At 68.5% G+C, this 24,905-nt stretch carries 23 protein-coding genes; 10 read left to right on the forward strand and 13 right to left on the reverse strand.

Annotation, left to right across the window (positions count from 1 at the left end):
* Positions 1 to 8: 8 nt before the first annotated feature.
* Positions 9 to 1,100, reverse strand: a complete 1,092-nt coding sequence (locus tag OC550_RS02580; RefSeq protein ID WP_262103739.1) for a DUF1611 domain-containing protein — start codon at positions 1,098 to 1,100, stop codon at positions 9 to 11.
* A gap of 200 nt (positions 1,101 to 1,300) precedes the next feature.
* Between OC550_RS02580 and OC550_RS02585 the strand changes: the two genes are divergently transcribed.
* Positions 1,301 to 1,843, forward strand: coding sequence for a histidine phosphatase family protein (locus OC550_RS02585; RefSeq protein WP_262103740.1), 543 nt, complete (start codon positions 1,301 to 1,303; stop codon positions 1,841 to 1,843).
* 129 nt (positions 1,844 to 1,972) lie between these two features.
* On the forward strand, positions 1,973 to 2,308 hold the full coding sequence (locus OC550_RS02590) for a hypothetical protein (protein ID WP_262103741.1): 336 nt from the start codon (positions 1,973 to 1,975) through the stop codon (positions 2,306 to 2,308).
* Positions 2,309 to 2,352: 44 nt separating this feature from the next.
* On the opposite strand, the gene OC550_RS02595 is transcribed toward OC550_RS02590, so the two are convergent.
* A complete protein-coding gene (locus OC550_RS02595) occupies positions 2,353 to 2,805 on the reverse strand; it encodes a hypothetical protein (RefSeq protein ID WP_262103742.1) in 453 nt (150 codons plus the stop codon).
* A gap of 235 nt (positions 2,806 to 3,040) precedes the next feature.
* Between OC550_RS02595 and OC550_RS02600 the strand changes: the two genes are divergently transcribed.
* On the forward strand, positions 3,041 to 3,538 hold the full coding sequence (locus OC550_RS02600) for a MarR family winged helix-turn-helix transcriptional regulator (protein WP_262103743.1): 498 nt from the start codon (positions 3,041 to 3,043) through the stop codon (positions 3,536 to 3,538).
* 42 nt (positions 3,539 to 3,580) lie between these two features.
* On the opposite strand, the gene OC550_RS02605 is transcribed toward OC550_RS02600, so the two are convergent.
* The 3 genes from OC550_RS02605 to OC550_RS02615 form a co-directional block, all read right to left on the reverse strand.
* A complete protein-coding gene (locus OC550_RS02605; RefSeq protein ID WP_262103744.1) occupies positions 3,581 to 3,856 on the reverse strand; it encodes a hypothetical protein in 276 nt (91 codons plus the stop codon).
* 583 nt (positions 3,857 to 4,439) lie between these two features.
* Positions 4,440 to 5,342, reverse strand: coding sequence for a macrolide 2'-phosphotransferase (locus tag OC550_RS02610; RefSeq protein ID WP_262103745.1), 903 nt, complete (start codon positions 5,340 to 5,342; stop codon positions 4,440 to 4,442).
* A gap of 55 nt (positions 5,343 to 5,397) precedes the next feature.
* Positions 5,398 to 6,789, reverse strand: coding sequence for an NAD(P)/FAD-dependent oxidoreductase (locus OC550_RS02615; protein WP_262103746.1), 1,392 nt, complete (start codon positions 6,787 to 6,789; stop codon positions 5,398 to 5,400).
* A gap of 158 nt (positions 6,790 to 6,947) precedes the next feature.
* On the opposite strand from OC550_RS02615, the gene OC550_RS02620 reads away from it, so the two are divergent.
* The gene (locus tag OC550_RS02620; protein WP_262103747.1) at positions 6,948 to 7,625 is read left to right on the forward strand and encodes a TetR/AcrR family transcriptional regulator; all 678 of its coding nucleotides are present in this window, start codon (positions 6,948 to 6,950) and stop codon (positions 7,623 to 7,625) included.
* A gap of 33 nt (positions 7,626 to 7,658) precedes the next feature.
* Here the strand turns inward: OC550_RS02620 and OC550_RS02625 are convergent, their stop codons facing one another.
* The 4 genes from OC550_RS02625 to OC550_RS02640 are packed head-to-tail and all read right to left on the reverse strand — an operon-like array spanning position 7,659 to position 11,839.
* A complete protein-coding gene (locus tag OC550_RS02625; protein WP_262103748.1) occupies positions 7,659 to 8,456 on the reverse strand; it encodes an ABC transporter permease in 798 nt (265 codons plus the stop codon).
* A 19-nt stretch (positions 8,457 to 8,475) separates the two neighbouring features.
* Complete coding sequence (locus OC550_RS02630) at positions 8,476 to 9,450, reverse strand: ABC transporter permease (protein WP_262103749.1); 975 nt, start codon at positions 9,448 to 9,450, stop codon at positions 8,476 to 8,478.
* Positions 9,447 to 10,625, reverse strand: a complete 1,179-nt coding sequence (locus tag OC550_RS02635; RefSeq protein ID WP_262103750.1) for an ABC transporter ATP-binding protein — start codon at positions 10,623 to 10,625, stop codon at positions 9,447 to 9,449. Before OC550_RS02635 ends, OC550_RS02630 begins: the two co-directional genes overlap by 4 nt.
* Complete coding sequence (locus OC550_RS02640) at positions 10,625 to 11,839, reverse strand: spermidine/putrescine ABC transporter substrate-binding protein (RefSeq protein WP_262103751.1); 1,215 nt, start codon at positions 11,837 to 11,839, stop codon at positions 10,625 to 10,627. The genes OC550_RS02635 and OC550_RS02640 overlap by 1 nt, the downstream gene beginning before the upstream one ends.
* A 222-nt stretch (positions 11,840 to 12,061) precedes the next feature.
* Here OC550_RS02640 and OC550_RS02645 point away from each other — a divergent pair, with 222 nt between their 5' ends.
* From OC550_RS02645 to OC550_RS02660, 4 genes are all read left to right on the forward strand, one after another.
* Positions 12,062 to 12,547 (forward strand): Lrp/AsnC family transcriptional regulator, encoded by a 486-nt coding sequence (locus OC550_RS02645; RefSeq protein ID WP_262103752.1) that lies wholly within the window; start codon positions 12,062 to 12,064, stop codon positions 12,545 to 12,547.
* Positions 12,544 to 13,947 (forward strand): aspartate aminotransferase family protein, encoded by a 1,404-nt coding sequence (locus OC550_RS02650; protein WP_262103753.1) that lies wholly within the window; start codon positions 12,544 to 12,546, stop codon positions 13,945 to 13,947. The genes OC550_RS02645 and OC550_RS02650 overlap by 4 nt, the downstream gene beginning before the upstream one ends.
* A 189-nt stretch (positions 13,948 to 14,136) precedes the next feature.
* A complete protein-coding gene (locus OC550_RS02655) occupies positions 14,137 to 14,826 on the forward strand; it encodes a hypothetical protein (RefSeq protein WP_262103754.1) in 690 nt (229 codons plus the stop codon).
* The gene (locus tag OC550_RS02660) at positions 14,823 to 17,255 is read left to right on the forward strand and encodes a multicopper oxidase domain-containing protein (protein WP_262103755.1); all 2,433 of its coding nucleotides are present in this window, start codon (positions 14,823 to 14,825) and stop codon (positions 17,253 to 17,255) included. The genes OC550_RS02655 and OC550_RS02660 overlap by 4 nt, the downstream gene beginning before the upstream one ends.
* Positions 17,256 to 17,355: 100 nt before the next feature.
* On the opposite strand, the gene OC550_RS02665 is transcribed toward OC550_RS02660, so the two are convergent.
* Entirely contained in the window at positions 17,356 to 18,966 is a 1,611-nt protein-coding gene (locus tag OC550_RS02665) for a PucR family transcriptional regulator ligand-binding domain-containing protein (protein ID WP_262103756.1), read from the reverse strand.
* A gap of 132 nt (positions 18,967 to 19,098) precedes the next feature.
* Between OC550_RS02665 and OC550_RS02670 the strand changes: the two genes are divergently transcribed.
* Entirely contained in the window at positions 19,099 to 20,589 is a 1,491-nt protein-coding gene (locus OC550_RS02670; protein WP_262103757.1) for a CoA-acylating methylmalonate-semialdehyde dehydrogenase, read from the forward strand.
* A gap of 51 nt (positions 20,590 to 20,640) precedes the next feature.
* The gene (locus OC550_RS02675) at positions 20,641 to 22,020 is read left to right on the forward strand and encodes an aspartate aminotransferase family protein (RefSeq protein WP_262103758.1); all 1,380 of its coding nucleotides are present in this window, start codon (positions 20,641 to 20,643) and stop codon (positions 22,018 to 22,020) included.
* Between the two features lie 73 nt (positions 22,021 to 22,093).
* On the opposite strand, the gene OC550_RS02680 is transcribed toward OC550_RS02675, so the two are convergent.
* From OC550_RS02680 to OC550_RS02690, 3 genes are all read right to left on the reverse strand, one after another.
* Complete coding sequence (locus OC550_RS02680) at positions 22,094 to 22,708, reverse strand: hypothetical protein (protein WP_262103759.1); 615 nt, start codon at positions 22,706 to 22,708, stop codon at positions 22,094 to 22,096.
* Positions 22,709 to 22,912: 204 nt separating this feature from the next.
* Positions 22,913 to 23,590, reverse strand: a complete 678-nt coding sequence (locus OC550_RS02685; RefSeq protein WP_262103760.1) for a TetR/AcrR family transcriptional regulator C-terminal domain-containing protein — start codon at positions 23,588 to 23,590, stop codon at positions 22,913 to 22,915.
* A gap of 74 nt (positions 23,591 to 23,664) precedes the next feature.
* A complete protein-coding gene (locus OC550_RS02690) occupies positions 23,665 to 24,870 on the reverse strand; it encodes an MFS transporter (RefSeq protein WP_262103761.1) in 1,206 nt (401 codons plus the stop codon).
* Positions 24,871 to 24,905 lie beyond the last annotated feature (35 nt).

A 24,905-nucleotide genomic window follows, 5' to 3' on the forward strand; every position in this document is an offset into this window, starting at 1 on the left:
GCGGCGGCCTACTTGCGCGCCGGCAGCAGCTTCACGGCCGTCGACGGGTTGCACAGCTCGTAGGTGTCGATGACGGGTGCGTCGATGACGCCGGACGCTTCCCGGGCGGCCAGCGGCGACGCCGTCAGCAGGCCCGACACGGCGGCCAGGGCCACGCCGGCCTGGCGCAGGACCTCCACGCCCGCCGCGGCGCCGAGGGCATCGGCGGCCGCGAAGACCACTCGGTCCACCGCGCTGTGGAACACCGGATCGCGCAGCAGCCGCGCTGTCTCCCCCTGGTAGACGCCGTCCGCGATTTCCACCACGACGACGTCGGTCTCCGCCGTGGTCAGCGCGTCGATCATGCTGGTCAGCAGGCCGCGGACCGTCGGGTAGTCAAGCAGGTAGGTGGTCGGGAAGCCGAAGTCCGTGAAGTCCAGCACGCGCTTGGCCCCGGCGTCGGTAAAGAGACGCGGATCGTTGCCGGCGCCGGTGCCGGTCGCCTTCCCCGCGGACACCGTCAGCCCGGCCCGGCCCAGGCCGTTGACCAGGCAGCCCAACGTGGTCGATTTGCCCGAGTTCATGGAGGTGCCCAGCACCGCGATGACCTGCGGCCGGCCGGGCAGCGCCGTCACAGAGCTGACCCGGTGCGGGGCGGAGTCCTGCAGGTTGACCACCACGCCATTCCTGGCGAGCAACCCGAGCGGCTCGATGGAGGTGGCCCGGATGATGTCGGCGTGCTGCTCGACGACCGTGGCGGCCAGTCCGCCGCCGGCCACCAGCGAGCACGGGCCAAGGTCTGCGGGAACCACGGCGCGGAACTGGTCAGGTGCGTAGCGGTTGCCGTATGCGACCAGGATCTCGTCGCCCACGAACATGCTCTGCCGGCGGGAGGCCGGGCTTTCCAGGCGCTTGTGGTGCCCGATGTCCGTCACGCGGGCCAGGACGACGTCGCCGGCCGAGGGAGTGGCATCCCACAGTTCATAACCGCTGGCGTCCAGGGTTAGCGCATCGGCCAGGAAACGCGTGGTGTAGGCCTTCTTGGCGCGGCGCAGCCGTTCCGGATCAACGTGCGAGTCCGCCATCGAGGGGAAATCGCTGGGGTGGATTACGAGGCTCATTTGCTTGCTCCTTGGTGCGGGTTCCGTTGACATCCACTAGTGAACCGAGCCTTCATGAAACGAGAATGATTCCTTGATGAGAGCCCCCTCATGAATCGTTTACCCGCCGTTCACCAGGCCCTACCAACCCTGGGCCCGCGTTTCCGATCCACTGGACGTTAGGGCAGGATGGAGAGGGACCGAAATGAGGAGGCCTAAGGGTGCTGGCACTGGTGCGACATGGCGAAACGGATTGGAATTCCGCGGGACGCCTGCAGGGACGGACTGACATTCCGCTGAATGACCTGGGCCGGAGGCAGGCGAACGACGCTGGCGCCGCCCTCGCCGCACAGGATTGGGACCTGCTCGTATCCTCCCCGCTGCGGCGCGCGGTCGAAACCGCAGAAATCATCGGCAGCCACGTCGGCCTCGACCTCTCACTCACCGTTCCCGACCTGATCGAACGCGACTTCCGCGGGGCCGAGGGCTCCGTCCTGCTCGGCATGGAGCGCGAGGACATCGACAAGCTGCTGCTGGTTTCCGAGTCCGAGGCCGACGTCGCGGCGCGCAGCGTGGAGGCACTGCAGCAGCTCGTCCGGGAAAATGCGGGCCGCCGGATCATCGCCGTTGCCCACGGCACGCTCATCCGGGTCACGATGGGCCTGCTTCGCGGCGAGCCGCACGCGCACGTGCTCAACTGCGAGACCATCGAGCTTGAGCCCGAGCTGCTGATGGGCTTCGAGCCCGAGGCCGCAGTCCGCTAGCCGGCCCACACAGGGGGCCATCGGATTCCCTGCCGAAAGACCCAAGACACGCCGGCGGAGCGCGTCCTATGCTGAAGATGATCTGCGTGCGGCAACGGAGCCGCGCATCGGAGAGCCAAAGGACACGGAATGCAGGATTTCCAGTACTCAGCCACCACGAAGACGAACAGCAAGCACCCGTACGACTGGGGCAGGGCGATGGCCCTCGCGGTTGCCCATCTCACGGCCCAGGCCGAAAGCGAAGGCCTCGGACGGCGTCGTGATCTCTACGACGAAGACCTGACGCTGCGGATCAGTGAACTCGCAGACGGCATGCAAATTACGTTGTCATGGACGCCCGGGGCCGAAGAGGAGACGATGGCGCCCGCGCATCGGGCCCGCGAGGCGGCCTCCGTAATCCGCGAGGCCGTGCCCGGCGCGGCCTCGGTAGCCGAGGAAGCGTTCCGCGCAGCGCCGTCCTCCTGACACGGCCCGCCGGCGGGCCCGCCTTCTCCGCATCGTCGTCCGCGTCAGTTGCCCTCGGACGACGCTTCCGCGGGCACTTCCATCCGGAAGCCGCACGCACAGCTCAGCAGCACCGTTTCCAGTTGGACCAGCGGCAGGACCGGGCCCTCCATCGGACCATCATTGGACACCGGATCGTAGATTGGGCGCAGCCCGGCCTCGACCGGCTGCATCGGCTCGCCGCAGTGGACGTACCCAGCGTCGTCGGCGACGAGCCGGCTCAGGCTGTCCTCCAGCCCCGGCAACGGCCTGCGGGTCAGGTGCCCATAGAAGCTTTCGCATTCGGAACACGAGTAGCTGATGTTCCAGAGCGGGCGGCCGGAAGGATCAGCGCCGACGGCCGGCTCCAGGTCCTCGACAATCAGATACTCGTCCGTGCCGCATTCGGTGCACCACGGGTCGGCGGCGCCGTCGTCCCCGTCCATTGCCCAGTACTGCGGAGCGCTTTCCGCGGTCATCCTTAGAACTCCTTCCAGCGAGCCGGAAGCATCACGGCTCCCCTGATGACCCCCAGTATAGCCAGTCATAAGCATGCTTAGTGCAGAATCCGGCTCTCCGTTTGCAGGCCGTCGAACATGCGGTTCCGGTCCAGTCGAAGCACCCCTCAGTGAGCTTGCCCACAATGCCCATTTGGTTGGGCGAATCAAACAGTTTGATTGGCCAAATCAAACTAAAACGGACTAGAATCGAGGCATGCAGGAAGCCTCCGCAGATCCCCCATCAGACGAATCCCCAACACCTGGGGACCTCGTCCGCGCCGGCGTCACGCAGCTCATGCGCTGGACCGCCAGGTCCCAGGGCCGCAAGGAACTTTTCGGCCCCGCGGCGGAGGATATGTCCGCGAACGACGTCGTCCTGCTCGATTTCATCCACAACTTCGGACCGGTCAGGCTCTCGGAATTGGCCAGCCACCATGGCGTGGACAAGTCGACCATGACACCCCAGGTCAATAGGCTGGACAGCAAGGGCCTCATCGAACGGCACAACGACCCGGATGACGCCCGTGCCACCCTGGTCAGCACGTCGCCGGAAGGCCGCGAACTGCAGCGCCGGATCGGCGCCGCAGGAGCGGAGCTTTTCGACGAACTGCTCGCCGGCTGGTCCAAGAAGGACCGGCAGGCGCTGGCCACCCTCCTCGACCGCTTTGTCCGCGAACTCGTCGCCTCGCACCCGGGCGACTCCACAACCTAAGGAAAGGAGCACCAAGTGACTTCCCCGTCTCCCAGCAAAACCTCAGAGCAGCGCCGGACAACACCCGCGAGCCGCCTGATGGACGGCTGGCACCACGCCGTAGAGCGGATTCGGGAAACAGGCATCGGTGTTCCCCTTGCCGTCCTGGCCGTCATTGCCGTGTTCTGGGTTGCCCTGAGGCTCGCGAATTACGCTCAGCAGAACGCGATTTCGCCCGTCGAGGCCCTCGTGCGGATCTACGGCACCGGCGCCGCCGTGCTGCTGACCCTGGTCATCGCCGCCGCATCGGTCTGGACGATCATTGAACGGCTCGGCCACACGGACAAGTTCTTCGGCCCGAGTCCGCGGGGCGCCGCCCGGACGCCAACAGGCCGCAGCCGGTCTTCCTGGAAGCCTCCGGCACGGCGACCGTTCCGCAATCCCGCCGCCCGGCGGCTTCCGCCCGCCCGCTCCAGCGCCCCAGGCGACGCGTCCCCATTGGCCGTCCCTGAGCATGCCGTGGGTGCCGGTGGTATCAATAACGACGGCGGCGTTCCCGCCGTAGCAGCGCCGGCCACCCCGCCGCCCTCGCCAGGCGGAACGCACCGGCCCGTCCGGACGTCGCGGCGTCCGCCCCGGCCCGCCCCAAGGCAGCACCGGCCCGTCCGGCAGCGCAGCCGGCCGCGGCCGAAAAAACTGCTTCATCCGGCAAGCCCGCGGCGGCCGGGAAACCGGCCAAGAGCAACCTTCTCGCCAAGGGCAAGGGCACCAAGTCCAAGTCGGGCAAGCCCCGGGGACGAAGCGCCTGAGGCACTGTGCCGATCCGCCCCGCTGCGAGCCAGGGCCCTGCCTTCCGTGAAGGCAGGGCCCTTCTTTGCTGCTCTCGCCGGTTCTTTCGGCTGCGTAGCGCTCGGCGCGCCCGTCACTCCTCCGGGTCGAGTTGGGCGGCCGCCGCTGCCCAGTGGTCCGGGTCGCCGGTCGCCAGCGCGTACGCGCCGTAGCCGATCGGCCCGGCTGCCATGATTTCGGCACACTGCTCCGCCAGCCGCCCGGGAATGCGGCCGCCTTCACCGACATAGGTCCGGACCGTCAGTTCGAAGGCCTCCGGCGTGGACATGCTGTGGTGGAACATGAAGTCGACCGCGGGGTCGCCCACCTTCGCCGTGGTCCAGTCCAGCACCGAGACGATTTCGGCGTCGTCGTCCAGCAGCAGGTGGGCGGGATAGAGCTCGCCGTGGGTAAAGACCGTGAAATCGGGCCAGTAGCTGTCCTCGTCCAGCCAGGCGTTCCACCGGTCAAGCAGGCGCTCGGCGATGCTGAATTCCGCGCCGACCTTGGCCAGGTTGGTGCGCCACTCCTCGCGGACCTCGGCCGGAGTAAGGGTCGGGATTCTGGCTGCCTGGGCCGCCTCGGCATCGACCCGGTGCAGCTGGGCAATAAGCCGGCCCAGGGACCGGCAGTAGGCCGGCGAGTCCCGGTCGAAATGCCAGGCCACTTCGCCGTCCTCCAAGGTGAGCCCCGGATGCCCGGGCAGCGCGGGATAGGCCACCAGGGTCCTGCTCCGGATGCGCCAGTCGGGAACGGCCACCGAGAGCCGGCCCCTGACCAGCTTGAGGATGCGGGCCTCGTCGGCGATCTTGCCGGAGACATCGGGCCGCCGCGGAATCCGCAGGACCCAGGCCTTGCCGTCCTTCGCGGTTGCGAATGCCACCAGATAGTCCAGGCCCGCTTCGTTGAAGTCCACGCTGGCGGGAATGAGCTCGAGGCCGTGCTCCTGGGCCAGATCTGCCACGTAGGCGGGGGTGTAATCAGTGCCCTCAGTCATCTGCGTCCTCCCTGACGATGCTGCCACTGTACCGCCGCGGGCCGCGGTACGTCCGTCAGCGGGGCACGGCCGACGATGCCCGGTCGGCGGCGAGGATACGATCCGCCGTCTGCCGGCCCATCCGAATGGCGCCGTCGACGTGCTGGTACCCCTCGGCGGCCAGGTCGGAACACGACCAGTAGATGGGGCCCACTGGCTTGAGCTGGTCCGGCCCATAGCGGTGCAGGCCGCCCAGGTCGTAGCTGGCGGCGTAGGCGCCGCGCGTCCATTCCTCGGAGCCCCAGTCGGATTCGTAGTAGACCTCGGGGTTCAACGCCTCCGGGCCGAGGTAGCCGGCGATGGATTCGAGGATGCGCTGCCGGCGTTCGTCGGCGGCCAGCTCGAACACCGCGTCCGCCTTCTCGTCCGAAACGAAACCCACCAGCGTACCGCGGTCGTCGCCGTCGTTGGTGTTGTCGTAGACCTCCTGCACCAGGGCGCCGGGACCGAAGCAGGTGCCCGACAGTCCGTCCTTCCGCCAGAACGGCGTGCCGTACACGGCGTGGACCTTGATGACCAGGCCGAGCGACTGGTGCTGGTGCATCTGGTGCTGCCGGCGCGGCAACGGGGGTTCGAAGGACACGCGTGAATAGAGGTTCGGCGGAACCGCCATGATGGCGTAGCGCGCCTGCACCGTCACGAGGTCCGAGACGGCGGTTACTCCCGTGCCTTCGCCGTTTTCGCCGCCCCAATGAAGCGTCCGTACGGGACTGTTGAGTACGACATCGTTCCCCAGCTGTTCGGCGAGGCGTTCGGACACCTGCTGCATGCCTCCCACAACGCGGCGGTCGAGGATGAAGTTGTCGTCGACAAGATTGCTGAAGGAACCCGCGGACGCCGCCATCAGCACGGCCTGCAAGGCGGAGAAGGAGTGGGCGGGCTTGGTGAGCATTCCCCCGGCGATAAAGAGTCCGATGTTGTTGCAGGCTTCCTCATCGGAGGACTGCCGGCGGAGCCAGTGGTGGAAGGAGATGGTGTCCAGCTCGCGGGCCAGCGGATGCGTCCAGGGCGCCAGGGGGCCGGCCTCGGCCGCGAGGGTGTCCAGCAGGGCGATCAGCCGTTCCATCTCGGCCTGGGTCTGCGCGCTGACCGGGAACATCTCGCCGGTGTAGCGGGTGCGGGTGCCGTCCGCGGCGAGATACACGGAGTCACCCTCGCGGTAGCGCTGGAAGGTCTCCAGGCCCAGTTCCTCCAGCGTTTCCAGCAGCGCCGTCTGGTCCGGGGATACCCATTGGCCGCCGATTTCCAGCATGGCGCCGTCGATGGTTTGGGTCCACGTACGGCCGCCCACCCGGTCCCGGGCCTCGAGGACGGCCACGGAGAGCCCCTCCTGCTGCAAACGGCGGGCTGCGCTCAGGCCGGATGGTCCTGCCCCGATAACGACGACGTCACGTTCCATGTTGGTCATGGTCTCCACTCCTGCGGGTCTCATAAATGAATGATGTTCATTTACATCCATGGTAGCGGCACCGACGGCCCATGTGAAGACAGAACGTAGGATGAAGTCCGGGCCCCGAGCCGGCGCCCGGAGATCCGTACGCGTAGCCAATGGAGGAAGCCGCAGGTATGGCAGTCGAGGCAGCATCCGGGGCGCACCGCCCGGCGGGAAGGCCAACGCAGAAGGTCCTGTCCAAGGAGCGCATCACGGCGGCGGCGCTGAAGCTCATCGAGGCCGGCGGCTACGAACGGCTGACGATGTCCGCCCTGGCCAAGTCGCTCCAGGTTGCCCCATCCGCCCTGTACAACCATGTGGCCTCCAAACAGGATGTGCTGGTGCTGGTGCAGGACGACATCATCACCAGCATTGACGTCTCCGCCTTCGGGACCGAGCCGTGGGAGGCCGCAATCCGCCGCTGGGCCTGGTCGTACCGGGACGTCTTCACCCGGCACACGCCGCTGATCCCGGTGATCGCGGTGCTGCCGGTCACCGGCGCGGGGCAGACCCTGCGGATGTACGAGACGTTGACCGCAGCCTTCCTGGACGACGGCTGGCCGGAGCCGCTGATCGTGCCCGCCATCGTGGCGCTGGAGTCCTTCATCTTCGGTTCCGCCTTCGACGTCACGGCGCCGGAGGACATCTTCGAGTCCGGCGAACTCGCCGAGGCGAACCCGAAGTTCACGTCCGCCGTCCGCAGCCAGGACCTCGGCACCGGCGGATCGGCCGCGGATGCGGCCTTCCGGCTCGGGCTGGAGGGGCTGATCGGCGGGCTGCAGGCGCAGCGCGACACCTGGGCTGCGCGCTGACCATACCCATCGGTCGGCCGGCGGCCCGGCCGGCTAGCGGGCTGCGAGCAGCTTGGCCCGGCGGTTGGCCAGGACCTGTCCGCCGATGACCACCAGCAGGGCGGCGATGAACATGGCCGAGCCGATGACGTTGGCCTGCGCGGGGATGCCCCTGGTCGCCGCGACGTAGATGAACTTCGGGAACGTGTCCACGTTGCCGGAGTTGAAGTTCGTGATGATGAAGTCGTCGAAGCTCATGGCGAAGGCGAGCAGCGCGGCGGCGACGATGCCGGGCAGCAGCAGCGGGAAGGTGACCCGCCAGAAGGCCTGTATCGGCGAGGCATAGAGGTCGGCGGCGGCCTCCTCGAGCTTGGGATCCAGGCTGGCCACGCGCGCCTTGACGGTCACCACGACGAACGAGATGCAGAACATCGTGTGCGCGATGATGATCGTGCCAATGCCCAAGTCGGCGCCGATGTTCAGGAACTGCGCCAGCAGCGACGCGCCCAGCACCACTTCCGGCGTGGCCAGCGGCAGGAAGATCAGCAGGTTCGCCGTGGCGTTGAACCTGAAGCGGTACCGCACCAGCCCGATGGCGATGGCCGTTCCGAGGATCGTCGCCAGCAGGGTCGCGGTGGCGCCGATCTGCAGGCTGTTGCCGAGTGCCTGGCAGACAGCCGGGGCGCCGCAGGGGTTCTGCCAGTTCTCCAGCGTGAAGCCGCGCCACGACAGGTTGGTCCGTCCGGCGTCGTTGAAGGAGAACGCGAACACGTACGCGATGGGGACCAGCAGGAACAGGAAGGCGAGCCCGCCGATGACCGGGACCAGCCAGCGTCCGATGGTTTGCCGCATGCCGCCTGACCTCCTTATCTCAAAGTAGTTCTTTGGTGCCGAAGCGCCGGACGTAGAGGATGACCAGGGCGAGGATCGCCAGCATCAGCACGAAGGACAGCGCGGAGGCGCCGGGATAATCCACCACGCGGAAGAACCTGGAGTCGATGACCTGGCCGATCATGGTGGTGTCCTGGTTATTGCCCAGCAGGGCCGCGTTGATGTAGTCGCCGGACGCCGGGATGAAGGTCAGCAGGGTTCCGGCCATCACGCCGGGCATGGACAGCGGCAGCGTGACCGTCCGGAAGGTCTGGAACGGACTGGCGTACAGGTCGTTGCCGGCCTCGATCAGCCGGGTATCCAGCCGCTCCAGGTTGGCATAGATCGGCAGCGTCATGAAGGGCAGGAAGTTGTAGGTCAGGCCGCAGACCACAGCGAAGGCCGTGGCGGTCAGCCGACCGTCCTCGGGCAGCAGGGACAGTGCGCGCAGCACGGCCACCACCGGGCCTTCGTCGGCCAGGATCTGCTTCCAGGCCTGGGTCCGCAGGATGAAGCTGGTGAAGAACGGCGCGATGATCAGCACCAGCAGGATGCCCTGCAGCAGCTTCCGCCCGCGCAGCCGGACCGCCACCAGGTAGGCCATCGGGTAGCCGATCAGCAGCGCCGCGATCGTGGCGACGAGGGCGAAGGCGAAGGAGCGCAGCAGCTCCTGCCAGTAGGCGCCGAGCACGTCGGCGTAGTTGCTGAACTGCAGCGCCGGCACGAACTGGCCGACGTCGGCGCCCGGCGGCTTGGTGTAGAGCGAGGTGGCCAGCAGCGAGAACACCGGCAGCACGAAGAACAGCAGCATAAACGCGAAGCCGGGCAGGATCAGCCAGTAGCCCGTCCGGCCGCGGCGGCGGTCGGCTCCGATTTCGCCGGCGCTGCGGGGGTCCTTCCGGCCGCGCCGGGCGGCATTGCCGGGCAGGTCCTGTGCGTCCGGAATGTTGCCGTGGTTGCGGGCCAGCAGGCTCATGGCGCCGCGGCTCCCGCGGCCTCGGCCGCGCCGGCGCTGGAGTCCTCGCGGCCGTCCAGTCCGAAGGCGTGCGCTGTGTCCCAGCAGAGCACGACCTCGTCCCCCGGCCGGGCCAGCTGCTGTCCGTGGTTCTGCGAGAACACGCCGAGCCGCCCCACTCCGGCGACGTCCACCAGGTAGTCGGTGCTGACGCCGGTGAACGACGTATCCGCCACGCGGCCGTGCAGCATGTTGTCCGGGTCCCCCACGGCGTCCTGCGGCCACATCATCTTCAGCTTCTCCGGCCGGATGCCCACCAGCACCCGCCCGTGGTGCATGGCGGCCCGTTCCTTGAGCACGGTGAGCCGGTTGTCCCGGGCATTAACGACGACGGCGTCCCCGCGGTCCTCGACCACCTCACCGGGGACGAGATTGGACTTTCCCAGGAAGTTCGCCACGAAGGCGGTGCGCGGAAGCTCGTAGAGTTCCCGCGGTGCGCCCATCTGCTCCACCCGGCCGGCGTTCATCACGGCGACCGTGTCCGCCATCGTCATGGCCTCTTCCTGGTCGTGCGTGACGTGCACGAAGGTCAGGCCGACCTCCAGCTGGATGTTCTTCAGCTCCACCTGCATCTGCCGGCGGAGCTTCATGTCCAGGGCGCCGAGCGGCTCGTCCAGCAGGAGCACGGCCGGCCGGTTGACGATGGCGCGGGCCAGGGCCACGCGCTGCTGCTGCCCGCCCGAGAGCTGGGCCGGACGTCGGGCGGCCAGGTGGCCGAGCTCCACCAGCTCCAGGGCGGTCCTGGCCTGGGCCTCGGCGCCGCGGACCTTGCGGCGCTTCAGGCCGAAGGCCACGTTGTCCAGCACGCTCATGTGCGGGAACAGCGCGTAGTTCTGGAACACGGTGTTGACCGGCCGCTCGTGCGCGCCGGTGCGGGTGATGTCCCGGCCGCCGATGCGCAGCGCGCCGGAGGTGGGCTGCTCCAGCCCCGCCACCATGCGCAGCGTGGTGGTCTTGCCGCAGCCGGAGGGCCCGAGCAGCGCGAAGAACGAGCCCGCCGGTATGGTCAGGTCCAGCTCGTCCACGGCGACGAAGTCGGCGAACCGCTTCGTGACCGAATCCAGGACGAGGTCCGCTCCCCCGCTGTCCCGGCCCGCCGCCGTCGTTGTTTCCTCCGCAAGGTGTTCCTGGACCATCAATTGCCGATCGCTTTCTGGAACCGGTCGCTGAAGTCCGTCTCCTCTTCCGCGGACAGGGTGCGCAGCACGTGGGCGTTGGCGAGGAAGTCCTCCGTGGGGAAGATCAGCGGGTTCTCCACCAGCTCCGGATCGATGGCCTCCATGGCCTCGCGGGCGCCCTCGACCGGGCAGATGTAGTTTACGTACGCGGCCACGGTGGCGGCGTTCTCCGGATCGTAGTAGTAGTCCATCAGGGCTTCCGCGTTGGCCTTGTGCGGGGAGCCGATCGGCACCATCAGGTTGTCCGACCAGAGCGTGCCGCCGGCGTCCGGCAGGGCGAACTCCCACTTGTCGCCCTCTTCGAAGTTCAGCTGCGTGATGTCTCCGGACCAGGCGATGACGGCGAGCGCGTCGCCGGAGATCAGGTCCTCCTTGTAGGAGTTGCCCTTGACCTGCCGGATCTGGCCGTCCGCGATCTGCTTGCTGAGGACGTCCAGCGCGCTGTCGAATTCGCCAGTGCCCCACTCGCCGGAGATGTCCACGCCGTTGTCCAGCATTAGCAGGCCCATCGTGTCGCGCATTTCGTCCAGCACCTCCACGCGGCCCTTGAGCTCCGGCTTCCACAGGTCCGCCACGGTACGCAGGCCGCCGGGGACGGCCTGCTTGTTCCACGCGATCCCGGCGAACCCGGACTGCCAGGTCAGCGAGTGCTTCCGGCCGGGATCGAAGTCCACGTTCCGGAGGGTCTCCAGCAGGTTCTTGGAGTTGGGGATGTTGCCGAGGTCCAGCTCCTGCGTGTAGCCGAGGCGGATCAGCCGGGCGGCCATCCAGTCCGTCAGCGTGATGATGTCCTGGCCGATGTCCTGGCCGGCGGCGAGCTGCGCCTGCACCTTGCCGAAGTAGGTGTCGTTACCGTCGATGTCTTCGGAGTAGTTGGCCTGGATGCCGCGGGACTTGGAGAAGGCCTCCAGCGACGGGTACGCCTGCGCCTTGTCGTCGTAGTCCAGGTAGAGGGTCCAGTTGGCCCAGTTGACCACCCTGTCGGCATCCGACCGGTCCGCGGCTGCGGTCGGGCTCCCGTCCGCGGCCGACGTGCCGGAGCCGCCCGTTCCGCAGGCCGCCAGCAGCCCGGCCAACGTCAAGGCGCCGGTGCCCATGAGCATGTTGCGGCGCGAGAGCTGGGCGGATACCAGGCGGCGCAGGCGGGGGTCGTCGGGTAGGCGCTGTGGCATGTGGGCTCCTGGTCAGAGGCGGATGCTGTTGTGCCGTCGATACTGGCAGACCCCCAACACGCAGACAAGGTTTTCAGTTGTAAATTTTTTGTTACTCAACTGATCTCATCGTCGGATTGGCGATTTTCCACTGGTTCCGCAGCCTAAGGGTCTTGCGCACGCCGCCGCCAACGACTTCAATAGCAGCATTCCCACGAAGCCTTCGAAGGAGGTGGAACTCCCTTGAGCACCCAGCACGGCAGCGGCGCCGTTCCCGGGACGAACGGCCCGATCGACGACGTCTCCAAGGCGATCATCGAGCAGTTGCAGGAAGACGGCAGGCGGTCCTACGCGAACATCGGCAAGGCCGTCGGGCTCTCCGAGGCGGCCGTGCGGCAGCGGGTCCAGAAACTCACGGACGGCGGCGTGATGCAGATCGTCGCCGTGACGGACCCCCTGCAGCTCGGCTTCTCGCGCCAGGCCATGCTGGGAATCAAGGCCGACGACGATCTGGTGGCCGTTGGCGACAGGATCGCGGCGCTGGACCAGGTGGACTACTGCCTGGTCACCGCCGGTTCCTTCGACATCCTGGCCGAAGTGATCTGCGAGAACGACCATGACCTGCTGCGGCTCATCACCGAGATCCGCGGCATCGACGGCGTTCTCAGCACGGAAACGTTCATGTACCTCTCCCTGCGGAAGCAGGAATACAACTGGGGAACCCGATGACTCAAACCAGCACCGAACGAACCTACAGCACGCCGCGCGGCACCGACCGCCAGCAGGCGGCCCGCGACCACTTGTGGATGCACATGGCCCGCCACTCCAACCTGGCCGGCGGCGGCACCGTGCCCGTCATTACCCGCGGCGAGGGCCACCTGATCTACGACGACCAGGGTCGCGAATACATCGACGGCCTGGCCGGGCTCTTCGTGGTCCAGGTGGGCCACGGGCGCGAGGAGCTCGCGCAGGCTGCGGCCCGGCAGGCCCGGGAGCTGGCATTCATGCCGCTCTGGTCCTACGCCCACCCGGCCGCCATCGACCTGTCCGAGCGGTTGGCGCACCACGCCCCCGGCGACCTGAACCGCGTCTTCTTCACCACCGGCGGCGGCGAGGCGGTGGAGACGGCGTGGAAGCTGGCCAAGCAGTACTTCAAGCTGCAGGGCAAGCCGAACAAGACCAAGGTCATCTCCCGTGCGGTGGCCTATCACGGCACCCCGCAGGGGGCGCTGTCCATCACCGGGATCCCGGACATGAAGGCCCCGTTCGAACCGCTCGTGCCCGGCGCCTTCCGGGTCCCGAACACCAACCAGTACCGCGCACCGGAGGGGCTCGAAGACCCGGAGGCATTCGGCCGCTGGGCCGCGGACCGCATTGGCGAGGCCATCGAGTTCGAGGGACCCGACACCGTCGCCGCCGTGTTCCTGGAGCCGGTGCAGAACTCCGGCGGCTGCTTCCCGCCGCCGCCCGGCTACTTCCAGCGCGTCCGGGAGATCTGCGACGAGTACGACGTCCTGCTGGTCTCGGACGAAGTGATCTGCGCGTTCGGCCGGATCGGCTCCATGTTCGCCAGCGACGACTTCGGCTACATCCCGGACATGATCACCTGCGCCAAGGGCATGACCAGCGGCTACTCCCCCATCGGCGCCATGATCGCGTCGGACCGGCTGTTCGAGCCGTTCAAGCACGGGGACACGACGTTCTACCACGGCTACACGTTTGGCGGCCACCCGGTCTCCGCCGCCGTCGCCATGGAAAACCTGGACATTTTCGAGCGCGAGGGCCTCAATAACCACGTGAAGCAGAACGCGCCCCTGTTCCGCGCCTCGCTGGAGAAGCTGCTGGACCTGCCGATTGTCGGAGACGTGCGCGGCGAAGGCTACTTCTACGGCATCGAACTGGTCAAGGACAAGGCCACCAAGGAGACCTTCACGGATGATGAATCCGAGCGGCTGCTCCGGGGCTACCTCTCCAACGCGCTGTTCGACGCCGGTCTCTACTGCCGCGCCGACGACCGCGGTGACCCCGTGGTCCAGCTCGCTCCCCCGCTGACGATCGGCCCGCGGGAATTCGACCAGATCGAGCAGATCCTTCGCTCCGTCCTGACGGAGGGCCTGAACCACCTGTAGCAGTCCCTTCCCGTTCCCGCGTCCGACGCCGGGTGGCCGGCTAAGCAATAAAGCCGGCCACCCGGCGTCGTACTTCTCTGCTTCCCCGCGGCGGCACCGGCACAAAGTGAACGGAAAGTAAACAAGGCTTTTGCAAGGTTCCCGGGTGACCATCGTGCCTGACTAACGCCAAAGGGGGAGGCGAAGGCCATGTCGCATTTTGATGAGGATGACGACGGGAAAGATCGGGGCTTGGGCGGAACGGTGCTCAGCCGGCGGCAGCTCGGGCTGCTGTTCGGCGGCGGCGCCGCCGTCATCATCGGCGGCGCCGGCTTCGGCGTCGTCGCGAAGACGGTCCAGCACGCCCAGGTCCAGGCCGGAACGGCGTTCGGCTCGGTGCGGCTGCTGCGTGCCGCGCGGCTGGCCCGGCTCTCGGCCGACGGTTCGCGCTCGCCGCTGGTCGGGCGGCTGGCGCTGGCCAGGCTGTCGGGCGACAGCGTCCCAATCGCCGGGGCCGGCGTCGGGATCGCGGTGCCGGCGGCTACCGGCCACGGTCACGGCGGCGCAATTCCGGGCCTGCGGTGGCCGCAACCGGAGAACCACACCTGGGGCGATATCGTCCTGCTCGAGCTCGAAGTGGCCAATACCGGGAGCGCGCCCATGCCGTTCTCGCCGGGCCAGCTGCGGCTGCGGCCGGCCGGAAACGCCATGAGCACCAGCCTGCAGGACTCGGGCCGGGATGCGGGTCCGCTGGCACCGGGAGCCGTTGAGCACGTATGGGTCAGCTTCCTGGCGCCCGAGACGGCCGGGCGGTTCATCGTCGAATTCACCGATCCGCTGCAGGACAGCGTGGCGGAACTGCGCGTGCCCGAACTCGTCACCGTGATGGAGCGATCATGAGCGCCCTGGACATCCACATCAATGACGGCTACCTGCCGATGGTCGACGGCTCGCTGGTCTACCATCGCGGCTACGGCGAACGCCACACCGCCACAACCGATCCTGAACCGGCGTTGGCCCTGGGCCCGCACGTGTTCACCCGGGACGGCGGCGTGGTGGAGACCCGCCACTACCCGCTGGACGCCGAGCTCCCGCCGCTCGGCCGGCCCGAGCCGGCCTACAAGGATCCGTTCAATCCCGGCGAGTACCTGGTCCGGCGGGCATTCTGGGCCAGCTTCTACCCGAAGCGCGCGCTCATCGCCGAAACCGGCAGCACCATCCGGCTCCGGGTGCGGAACAACCTCGCCCAGCCGCAGGCCCTGCAGTTCCTCGACGTCGACGGACCCGGCACCCATGTTGGAACCGGGAGCATCGCTCCCGGCGACGATGCGGAGCTGGAGTTCGAGGCGCCTGCCCCGGGCACCTACGTCTACTGCGATCCCGGCCGCGACGAAGACGACCCGACGGCCGATCCGGTGCAGCGCATCCTCGGCCTGTACGGAGCGCTGCTGGTCACGGACCCCGACGAGCCGTGGCGCCTGCAGCCGGAGGGGCCGGAGTTCGAGCGGCAGTGGCTGTGGATCCTGCACAACGTGGATCCGGAGTGGGCCCGCCAGGCCTCGCGCGGCGTGGAGGTGGACCCGGACAAGACGCCGGCGTTCCCGCGCTACTTCACGCTGAACGGCCGCGCTGGCTTCCAGTCACTGGGCATCAGCACCGACGAAGCGCTCAACGAAGAGCGCGAAGAGGACTCGCTGATGTCCGGCTCCGCCCGCTCCATCGACGTGCGGAACTTCAGCCAGCGCGCCACGGATGACACAGTGCGGACCGGCCAGCTGATGCGCTTCGTGAATGCCGGCGTGGTCCACCACCAGCTGCACTTCCACGGAAACCACATCTGGACCGTCCGCCGCAACGGGACGTTCTTCCCGCGCAGCGGCGGCTTCGTCGACGACGAGAACCACGTGGTGCTGCAGCAGTGGGAGGATGTGGTGGAGGTCCATCCGCTGGACCGCAAGGACTCCGTCCTGCCCGTGCGCCGCCCGCCCGAGGCTACCGACCAGATCTGGGACGCCAGATCCGGCGACTGGCACTATCCGATGCACTGCCACGCGGAACCGTCGCAGGTTGCCCGAGGCGGCATGTATCCCGGCGGGCTGGTGGGCCACTGGACCGTGGCCGAACCCGCGGATGTGCCGGTGCCTCCGGAGGGGGCGCTTCCGCCGCCCGGGCCTAATGCCGAACCGCCGCGTGCCCTGACCGCAAAACCGGGCACTGCCATCAAGCCCCCGGACCACAAGCGCTACCGCACCCAGGTGGATTTCAGCTCGGACCAGATCCACGAGGGCAGCCCGAAGACCGAGTTCCCGCTCAAGGCGGACCGCAAGGAAGAGTTCGATTTCTTTAGCCGCAAAATGAAGTTCGACGACGGCGGCCGCTTCGAGATGTGGACCTTTGAGACGGAGAACTCAGGCCGGATCTTCCCCGCGCCGCTGCTGCGGCTCACCGAAGGCCAGCTCTTCCAAGGCACTGTTAAGCCCAGCAAGAAGGTCCACACCATCCACTGGCACGGCATCGAACCCGATCCGCGCAATGACGGCGTCGGCCACACCTCCTTCGAGGTGTCCGGACACTACACCTACCAGTGGCGGCCGGAGCGCGGCCGCCCGGGCAACCCGAACTTCGGCTCCTCGGGAACCTACTTCTACCATTGCCACGTCAACACTCCGCTTCATGTGCAGATGGGTATGTTCGGCCCGCTGATCATCGACCCGTACGTGCATCCCGACTATCCGGTTAGCCCGGGCGCCCGTCGGGCTTTCGTGGACGGACCTGAATATGACATTGCTACGGAGACTCTATTGGTCGCCTATGCCGTCGACCCGCGGTGGCACGAAATGAACCATGCAGAAGGCCTGTCCGGCGAGGACGCCCGCCTGGACAAGTTCGATCCCAAGCATTTCTACCTGCTCGGCGGCGAACTGGCCAAGCGGCCCCGGAAGGAGGGCCCGCTGATTCTGTCTTCCATGCGGGCCAATGTGGCAGGCAACGGCCGGAAACCGACGCTGCTACGGCTGCTCAACGGCGAGTTCTTTCCGGTCAACGCCTACTTCACCGACATGGCCGGCAACCCCGTACGCATGGCCGAGCTGATTTCGCACGACGGCCGGGCCTTCCGCGACACCTCGGACCCGGTCGGCCCTGCGCTGCCCGTGGGCGAGACGGACGGCCCGCTCACGGCCTCGGCACTGAACTTCGGAGCCGCCGAACGCTACGACATGCTGCTGCGCCCGCCGGTGCCGGGAAAGTACAAGCTGACCGTCGAGCTCACGCATTGGATCACGACGGCGGTGCTCGCCAAGCGGGAAATCATCGTCACCGCGAGCTAGCGGTACTCCTGTACCCTGGGGCCCGGAGGCGGCATAAAGGCGCCTAAGCCATCCTCGCCCCGCTGGCCGCGCCCACTACCAGCGGGCAAGGACAGTTCCGCTAGAGTCCCTGCAGCCTGTGGACCAGCAGCGCCACGTGCAGGGATGTCCGCGATTCGGCGTCGTCGAGGCGCACCCCCAGCCGCTGCTCCAGCCGGGCCAGCCGGGCGTACAGCGTGGGCCGGCTCAGGTACCCGCTGCGGGCCAGTTCCGACTTGTTGCCGCCGCTCTCGAGGTACCGCTGCAGCAGGTCCAGATCCCCGCCGTCGTTCCCGGACTCCAGCACGCCGGCCAGCTCGGCCTCCACGAAGGTCTGCACGCGCGGATCGTGCCGCAGCAGAGTGAGCAGGCCGCGCAGCCGGACGTCGGTGGAGCGGTAGAAGCGTTTGGCGCCGGCGGGCAGCGTGCTCGCGGTCTCGGCGACCTGGCCGGCTTCATCCAGCCCGGCGGCCGCCTGCAGCAGCCGGGCATGCGGGCGGCCCACTCCGGCGGTCCAGCGGAGATCCTCGGCGGCGCCGGCGGACCGGTCGGCCAGCTCGCCGCAGATGCGTTCCAGCACGGAGTCCTCCAGCTGCCGTGCGGGCAGGGCCAGCAGCACGGCGACGGAGCCGGTCTGCAGGCTGGCGGCGAGCGCCGAGTTCCGCGAGGCGGCCAGCACCCGGTTGACCAGTTCCAGCAGGGCGCGCTCGCGGCGCTGCAGGGCGATGGGTTCCGAGGCGGAGGCGTGGTCCAGGCGCAGCACCACCGGCACGTAGAGCGGGGCCGGCGGCAGCCCGAGGGCGGCGGCGCGCGTCAGCGCCTCCGCCTCGTCCAGTGAACGCGGCTGGCGCAGCTCGTGCAGGAGGCCGGCCTGCGCCTGGTGGCCGAGTTCGCGCTGGTCCCGCTCCGCCATCCGGTTGATGGTCAGCGCCTGCCCGGCCCGCTCCAGCACCATCGCCGCCTCCGCCTCATCGCCGGGCAGGCCCGGCACCACGAGCCGGCCCCAGCGCTGGCCGCGCAGTCCCACCGGTGTCTGCAGCCAGCCCTCGTCGCCGGTGCGCGCGGTCTCCTCGCGGAAGTGGGCGGCCCGGGACCGGCGCTTCCAGTCCGCCAGCAGGTCCCCCGGCGCGGTGCCGGCGGGGTCGAAGGCGAGGACCAGGTGGGCGACGTCCTCGAGCACGACGGCGGTTTGGATCAGCTCTGCAGTGCGCGCGACGATCTCCTCCGGCGAGGCGCTTTCGAGGCTGAGCATGGTGAAGACCTCGTGCACCTCGCGGGCCTTCTCCACCCGTTCCAGCTGGGCGGCGACGATCAGCCGGTGCACTACCTCTGTCACTTCCACGAACCTGACCCGCCGCGTCACCACCACCACAGGCAGCGCTGCACCGCCAGCGGCCTGCCGCAGTGCGGCTTCGGCCTCGGGGCGGTCCGCGGTGATTTCGACGACGACGCCGGCGGCCCCCAGCGCGGCCAGCTCACCCAGGTAGCGGGCGGCTTCGGCGGCCGAGGTGCCGAAGCCCAGGCCGGTGGTCAGGACGAGCTCGCCGCCTTCCAGCAGACCCGCGAGGCTCTTCAGCTCAGCGACGTGGACCCAGCGGACCGGCTCCTGCAGCCGGCCGGTCCCGGACAGCACCTCCGGGCGGCCGGAAGCCAGCGGTGGCAGCCGCAGGATGCGCTCGAGCGTGACATGCATTGACACAGTGTAAACCAGACCGCCGTTCTCCTGACAGTCTGGCAATGGTGCGTGCGGGTCCGAAAGGCGCAGGATGGTGTCAGCGGCAGACCACCGGCCAGTTTCACCAGCGAACCATCAGGAGTTTCCTTCATGCAGACCATCCAGCACTGGATCAACGGCGCCTATGCCTCCCCCGCCGACAGCCGCCACGCGGACGTCACCAACCCCGCCACCGGCAAAGTCTCCGGCCGCGTCGCGCTGGCGAGCGCCGCCGTCGTCAACGAGGCAGTGGCCGCGGCCGCGGGTGCCTTCCCGGCCTGGCGCGACACCTCGCTCGCCCGGCGGGTCCAGATCCTGTTCAACTTCCGCGAGCTGCTCAACGCCCGCAAGGGCGAGCTCGCCGCCATCATCACCGCCGAGCACGGCAAGGTCCTCGACGACGCCCTCGGCGAAGTCAGCCGCGGCCAGGAAGTCGTGGAATTCGCCTGCGGCATCCCGCACCTGCTCAAGGGCGGCTACACGGAGAACGCGTCGACGAAGGTGGACGTGCACTCGATCCGCCAGCCGGTGGGTCCGGTGGCGATCATCAGCCCGTTCAACTTCCCGGCCATGGTCCCGATGTGGTTCTTCCCGGTCGCCATCGCCACCGGCAACACCGTGGTGGTCAAGCCCAGCGAGAAGGACCCGACGGCCGTGAACTGGGTCGCCGAGCTCTGGAAGGAAGCCGGCCTGCCGGACGGCGTCTTCAACGTGGTGCACGGCGACAAGGAGGCCGTCGACACGCTGCTGGATCACCCGGAGATCAAGTCGGTCTCCTTCGTCGGCTCCACCCCGATCGCGAAGTACGTCTACGAGAAGGGCACGGCCGCAGGCAAGCGCGTACAGGCCCTGGGCGGCGCGAAGAACCACATGATCGTGCTGCCGGACGCCGACCTTGACCTGGCCGCGGACGCCGCCGTCAGCGCCGGCTACGGCTCCGCGGGCGAACGCTGCATGGCCATCTCGGCGCTGGTCGCCGTCGGCGGGATCGCCGACGAGCTGGTCGCCAAGATCGCCGAGCGCACCCGGACGCTGCGGATCGGCGACGGCCTGCGCGGCACCGACATGGGCCCGCTGGTCACGAAGGCGCACCGGGAGAAGGTGGCCGGCTACATCGAGGCCGGCGAGGCCTCGGGCGCCACCGTGGTGCTGGACGGCCGGCAGGTGAAGGCGGACGCGGAAGGCGACGGCTTCTTCCTCGGCCCGACCCTGTTCGACAACGTCACGCCGGACATGTCCGTCTACACCGACGAGATCTTCGGCCCGGTCCTCTCCGTGGTCCGCACCGAGACCTACGACGATGCGCTGGCCCTGATCAACGCCAACCCCTACGGCAACGGCACGGCGATTTTCACCAACGACGGCGGTGCCGCCCGGCGCTTCGAGAACGAGGTCGAGGTGGGTATGGTGGGCATCAACGTGCCGATCCCGGTGCCGATGGCGTACTACTCGTTCGGCGGCTGGAAGAACTCGCTCTTCGGCGACAGCCACGCGCACGGCGCCGAGGGCGTGCACTTCTTCACCCGCGGCAAGGTCGTGACCACGCGCTGGCTGGACCCGAGCCATGGCGGGCTGAACCTCGGGTTCCCGCAGAACGCCTGAGGCAGCGCGCCCAGCCCACCGCCGTCGTCGTTGTTAGAAAAGGAGACCTGAATGACCACCACCGCAGCGCACACCGGCGCCGAGGTCAGCGAGGCCGAGCTCGAGGCCGGCCGGCGCGCCTACGAGCTGGACCGCAAGCACGTATTCCACTCCTGGTCCGCCCAGGAGCAGATCAAGCCCATGACCATCACCCGCGCCGAGGGCTCCTATGTCTGGGACGGCGAGGGCAGCAAGCTGCTGGACTTCTCCTCGCAGCTGGTCAACACCAACATCGGCCACCAGCATCCGAAGGTCGTCGCGGCGATCCAGGAGCAGGCAGGCAAGCTGTGCACGGTCGCCCCGCAGCACGTCAATGACGCGCGGTCCGAGGCGGCGCGGCTGATCGCCGAGCTGACGCCGGGCGAACTGGACAAGATCTTCTTCACCAACGGCGGCGCGGACGCGGTGGAGCACGCCATCCGGATGGCACGGCTGCACACCGGCCGCTACAAGGTGCTCTCGGCCTACCGCTCCTACCACGGCGGCACCGCGCTCGCCGTCAACGTGACCGGGGACCCGCGCCGCATCCCCAACGACTACGGCAACGCCGGCACGGTGCATTTCCACGCGCCGTTCCTGTACCGCTCGCAGTTCCACGCCTCCACCGAGGCCGAGGAAACCCAGCGCGCACTGGAGCACCTGGAAACGACCATCCAGCTCGAGGGCGCCGACCGTTTCGCCGCGATCATCCTGGAGTCCATCCCGGGCACCGCCGGCATCATGGTCCCGCCGCCGGGCTACATCCAGGGCGTGCGCGAGCTGGCCACCAAGTACGGGATAATGTTCATCGCGGACGAGGTCATGGCCGGTTTCGGCCGCTCCGGCAAGTGGTTCGCGATCAACCACTTCGACGTGGTGCCGGACCTGTTGACCTTCGCCAAGGGCGTGAACTCGGGCTACGTCCCGCTCGGCGGCGTGGCCATGTCCCCGGAGATCTACGCGACCTTCGCCGACCGGGCCTACCCGGGCGGGCTGACCTACTCGGGCCACCCGCTGGCCTGCGCGGCCGCCGTCGCAACCATCAACGCGATGCGGGACGAGCAGATGGTGGAGCATGCCGCTGACCTGGGCGAAACCGTCTTCGGGCCGGGGCTAGCCGAGCTATCCGCCAAACACCCTTCCATCGGCGAGGTCCGCGGCGTCGGCGCCTTCTGGGCGATCGAGCTGGTCAAGAACCAGCAGACCCGGGAGCCGCTCGCGGCCTACGGCGGTTCCAGCCCCGCGATGAATGAGCTGATCGGCGCCTGCAAGTCCCGCGGGCTCCTGCCGTTCGCCAACTTCAACCGCATCCATGTGGTCCCGCCGCTGAACATTTCGGCGGAAGACGCCCGGGCCGGCCTGGCCATCCTGGACGCGGCCCTGGAAACGGCGGACAAGCACGCCGAAGGCTGACGCGCGGTCCTATACCAACTTCGGCGGGGCCGGCGGGGGTTCTTCCGCCCGCCCCCCCCTATTCCGCCGCTTACTACGGCCCGTCCCACCACCGCAGCACGCGGGCTGCCCGCAGCGTCGCCCAGCGGCTCGGCCCGGGCGGTTCCAGCTCGAACCAGTACCTCCCCGGGTAGGGATTGTGCCGGTGCCAGGTGCCGTCCCGTTTCCGGCCCCGCCGCACCACGTCGACGGCCTCTTCCCGCCGCGCGTCGCGCACGTTCCAGGTCCGGAAGTGCTCCAGCCCGCGCATGACGTCGAAGTGCCACTGCGGCGGGAACGGGTACCGCTGGAACGCGGGCTTCGCGGGCTCCCCCGTCCGGTGCGAACGGTAGAGCCGGTGCGCCAGGAAGAACTCCTGCCCGCGGACGACGGCGGCGTCCACCTCCTGCTGCCCGCCCGCGTTCCGGTATTCGGTGAGTGCGTCCAGGGCCGAGATGCTGGTATGGAAGGACCCGTGGCGCGAACCGGCGCGCCGCGCCTCGCAGTTCCACCCGCCGTCGTCCAGCTGCTCCCCCAGCAGCCACTGAACCGCCCGTTCGATCTGCGGCTCCCCGCCCAGATACCCCAACCCGGCGGAGAGCAGGACCGCCATGCCTGCCTCGCAGGTTTCCGGCTCGCCGCCGCGCGGGGTCGGCCGCCACCCGGGCACGCTCCGCCTCGACCTCGGCGGCGGGAGCGTCCGCGAGGTCCCGCAGCACTTGCCAGCGGATCGACGGATCACCGTCCCTGAGCCAGTCCAGCGCCGCGGGCGACAGCACGTTCGCCGCCGCGGACCGGTGGGCCTCGCCGAGAGGTGTCATGCCCCGATTGTTGCACTACGGTGCCGCGGAGCCAGCGCGAGCCAGGCCAATGTTCAGGAACGGAGCAGGCGGGCCTCGATGCCATCGAGCAGCAGGTCCAGGGCGAAAGCGAAGTTGTCCTCGTCGCTGATCCCGGCCATCGCGGCGGCGGAGGCCGAGGCATTCGGGAAGCGTTCCGCTGGTGCTTCGGCATAAGCCTTCGCCCAGGCGCGGTTATCCGCCTCCGACTTCTCCCCCAGCGACTTCAACGCCGCACCGAATCCTGTCCATGCGAGCATGAAGTCGCCGCAGGCCCGGTACATCCGCACCGCCTCCTCCGGGCCGAATCCGGCACGGCGGAAAGTGGCCAGCATGGTCTCGATGAACTGCATTTCGGATTCCTGCCGCGTCACCCGCACCGCGGCCAGCGCCGCCACCTGCGGGTGGGCCAAGTATGCCCGCCGGCCCCGTACCATCAGATCCTTAATGGTGGCCCGCCATGACCCCTCCCGCTCCAAGTCCTTCAGTGCCTCGCCGATCAGCCGGTCCGCGAGCGCCAGCAGCAGCTCGTCCTTGTCCTTGAAGTGGCGGTAGAGGGCCGTCGGATCGGCACCCAACAGCTGCCCAATGCGGCGGAAGGTCAGCGCCGAACTGCCGGACTCGTCGGCCAACTGCAGGCAGGCATCGATGATGACCTCGCGCGAGAGGCCCTTGGCCCTCTGCCGCTGGGTGCTGGTTCCGGTTGCTGCCATCGCTTGCCTCCTGTCCGCCGAGCAGTCATCCTACTGTAGCCGCGCACGTCATCCGCGGCCGGTGCCGGCGGCGGTCACCCGGCCAAGGTCGGCTGGCCCTCGCGGCCTTCGGCTGCCACGGCCAGTTCGCCGCCGCGTTCCGAGACGCCGCTGCGGCGGGAAATCCAGAAGAGCAGCGCTCCCAGGACCAGGCTCGGGATGCCGATCGCCAACCCGAGCGCCTGGGCGCTGATCAGCCCGATGAGGTTGCCGCCGATGACGGGTCCCAGGGCCACGCCGACAATGTAGACGCCCATGACCAGGGTTCCGACCCGGCCGGACAGGTCCATGCGGGCGGCCAGGCCGAAGACCAGGGCCAGCACAGCGCCGTACATGGTGCCGGCCAGCACGATTCCTACCGACAGGACGGCGGCCGAGCCCGCGGTAAGGACGGCGTACTTGCAAAGGGAGCCGATGGTGATGATGGCGACGACGGCCACCGACCGGCCGAGCAGCTTCAGCGCAAGCGGCGAGGCGAGGGCGCCCAGCAACCCGCCCACGACGCTGAGCGAGATAACGAAGGAGACGCTGTCCAGGCTCATGCCGGCGCTCTCCATCCCGATCACGCCGGAGATGGCATAGACCAGGTCCTCGGTCATGCTCCAGACCCCGAAAACCACTGCGAGGATGACGGCCTTGGACCCGAACCGCCGCTCGGTGGCCGGCTTCTGCGCAGCCTCGATGGGCAGGTTCGGCAATCCACCGGCTGCCAGCAGCCCGGCAAGGCCCAGCGCGGCCAGGATCATCAGGATGTTCCGCAGGTCGCTGCCGAGGAACGGAACGATAGCCAGCAGTGCCGCAGCAGCCAACCGGTTGACGATCATCACGGTGTTGACCGTCTTATCCGGGTCCCGGGTGGCGGCGGAGGCGGCGGTCGCCGTCGCCACCACCACTCCCGCCCCGATGCCGCCAAGAACCACGCCGATGACCACAGCAGGCTCCGCCAAGATCACCGCGCCTGCACCGAAGCCCAATGCCATGACCACCAGGCCGACCCTGGCAATCCTCGGCCGGTCGCCGTGGGCAACGAACTTATTGGTGGCGAAGATGCCGGTGGCGGTACCGAGGGACATCGCCGTCGCCAAGGTGGAGGCCGCACCGACCGACATGCCGAGGTCGGCCACCAGGGCGCCGATCAGGACGGGAACCAGGTTGGCGGCCAGCAGCGCCAAAACCCAGGTTCCCAGGAAACCGGTAACGACTTTAGGCGTGAGAGCCGTCAGGGACGAGGTGCGGGACATGGTGGTCCTTCCTTCCGATGGAGTCAACAGCACTG

It is taken from the genome of Arthrobacter sp. Marseille-P9274 (genome assembly GCF_946892675.1).
Lineage (GTDB): Bacteria > Actinomycetota > Actinomycetes > Actinomycetales > Micrococcaceae > Crystallibacter.

Coding starts and splice junctions, on each gene's coding strand:
- OC550_RS02625 (WP_262103748.1), bottom strand. CDS start 8,456: ATGCGGCAAACCATCGGACGCTGGCTGGTCCCGGTCATCGGCGGGCTC.
- OC550_RS02595 (WP_262103742.1), bottom strand. CDS start 2,805: ATGACCGCGGAAAGCGCTCCGCAGTACTGGGCAATGGACGGGGACGAC.
- OC550_RS02615 (WP_262103746.1), bottom strand. CDS start 6,789: ATGACCAACATGGAACGTGACGTCGTCGTTATCGGGGCAGGACCATCC.
- OC550_RS02630 (WP_262103749.1), bottom strand. CDS start 9,450: ATGAGCCTGCTGGCCCGCAACCACGGCAACATTCCGGACGCACAGGAC.
- OC550_RS02640 (WP_262103751.1), bottom strand. CDS start 11,839: ATGCCACAGCGCCTACCCGACGACCCCCGCCTGCGCCGCCTGGTATCC.
- OC550_RS02670 (WP_262103757.1), top strand. CDS start 19,099: ATGCAGACCATCCAGCACTGGATCAACGGCGCCTATGCCTCCCCCGCC.
- OC550_RS02685 (WP_262103760.1), bottom strand. CDS start 23,590: ATGGCAGCAACCGGAACCAGCACCCAGCGGCAGAGGGCCAAGGGCCTC.
- OC550_RS02635 (WP_262103750.1), bottom strand. CDS start 10,625: ATGGTCCAGGAACACCTTGCGGAGGAAACAACGACGGCGGCGGGCCGG.
- OC550_RS02610 (WP_262103745.1), bottom strand. CDS start 5,342: ATGACTGAGGGCACTGATTACACCCCCGCCTACGTGGCAGATCTGGCC.
- OC550_RS02620 (WP_262103747.1), top strand. CDS start 6,948: ATGGCAGTCGAGGCAGCATCCGGGGCGCACCGCCCGGCGGGAAGGCCA.
- OC550_RS02655 (WP_262103754.1), top strand. CDS start 14,137: ATGTCGCATTTTGATGAGGATGACGACGGGAAAGATCGGGGCTTGGGC.
- OC550_RS02580 (WP_262103739.1), bottom strand. CDS start 1,100: ATGAGCCTCGTAATCCACCCCAGCGATTTCCCCTCGATGGCGGACTCG.
- OC550_RS02690 (WP_262103761.1), bottom strand. CDS start 24,870: ATGTCCCGCACCTCGTCCCTGACGGCTCTCACGCCTAAAGTCGTTACC.
- OC550_RS02650 (WP_262103753.1), top strand. CDS start 12,544: ATGACTCAAACCAGCACCGAACGAACCTACAGCACGCCGCGCGGCACC.
- OC550_RS02590 (WP_262103741.1), top strand. CDS start 1,973: ATGCAGGATTTCCAGTACTCAGCCACCACGAAGACGAACAGCAAGCAC.
- OC550_RS02660 (WP_262103755.1), top strand. CDS start 14,823: ATGAGCGCCCTGGACATCCACATCAATGACGGCTACCTGCCGATGGTC.
- OC550_RS02675 (WP_262103758.1), top strand. CDS start 20,641: ATGACCACCACCGCAGCGCACACCGGCGCCGAGGTCAGCGAGGCCGAG.
- OC550_RS02600 (WP_262103743.1), top strand. CDS start 3,041: ATGCAGGAAGCCTCCGCAGATCCCCCATCAGACGAATCCCCAACACCT.
- OC550_RS02665 (WP_262103756.1), bottom strand. CDS start 18,966: ATGCATGTCACGCTCGAGCGCATCCTGCGGCTGCCACCGCTGGCTTCC.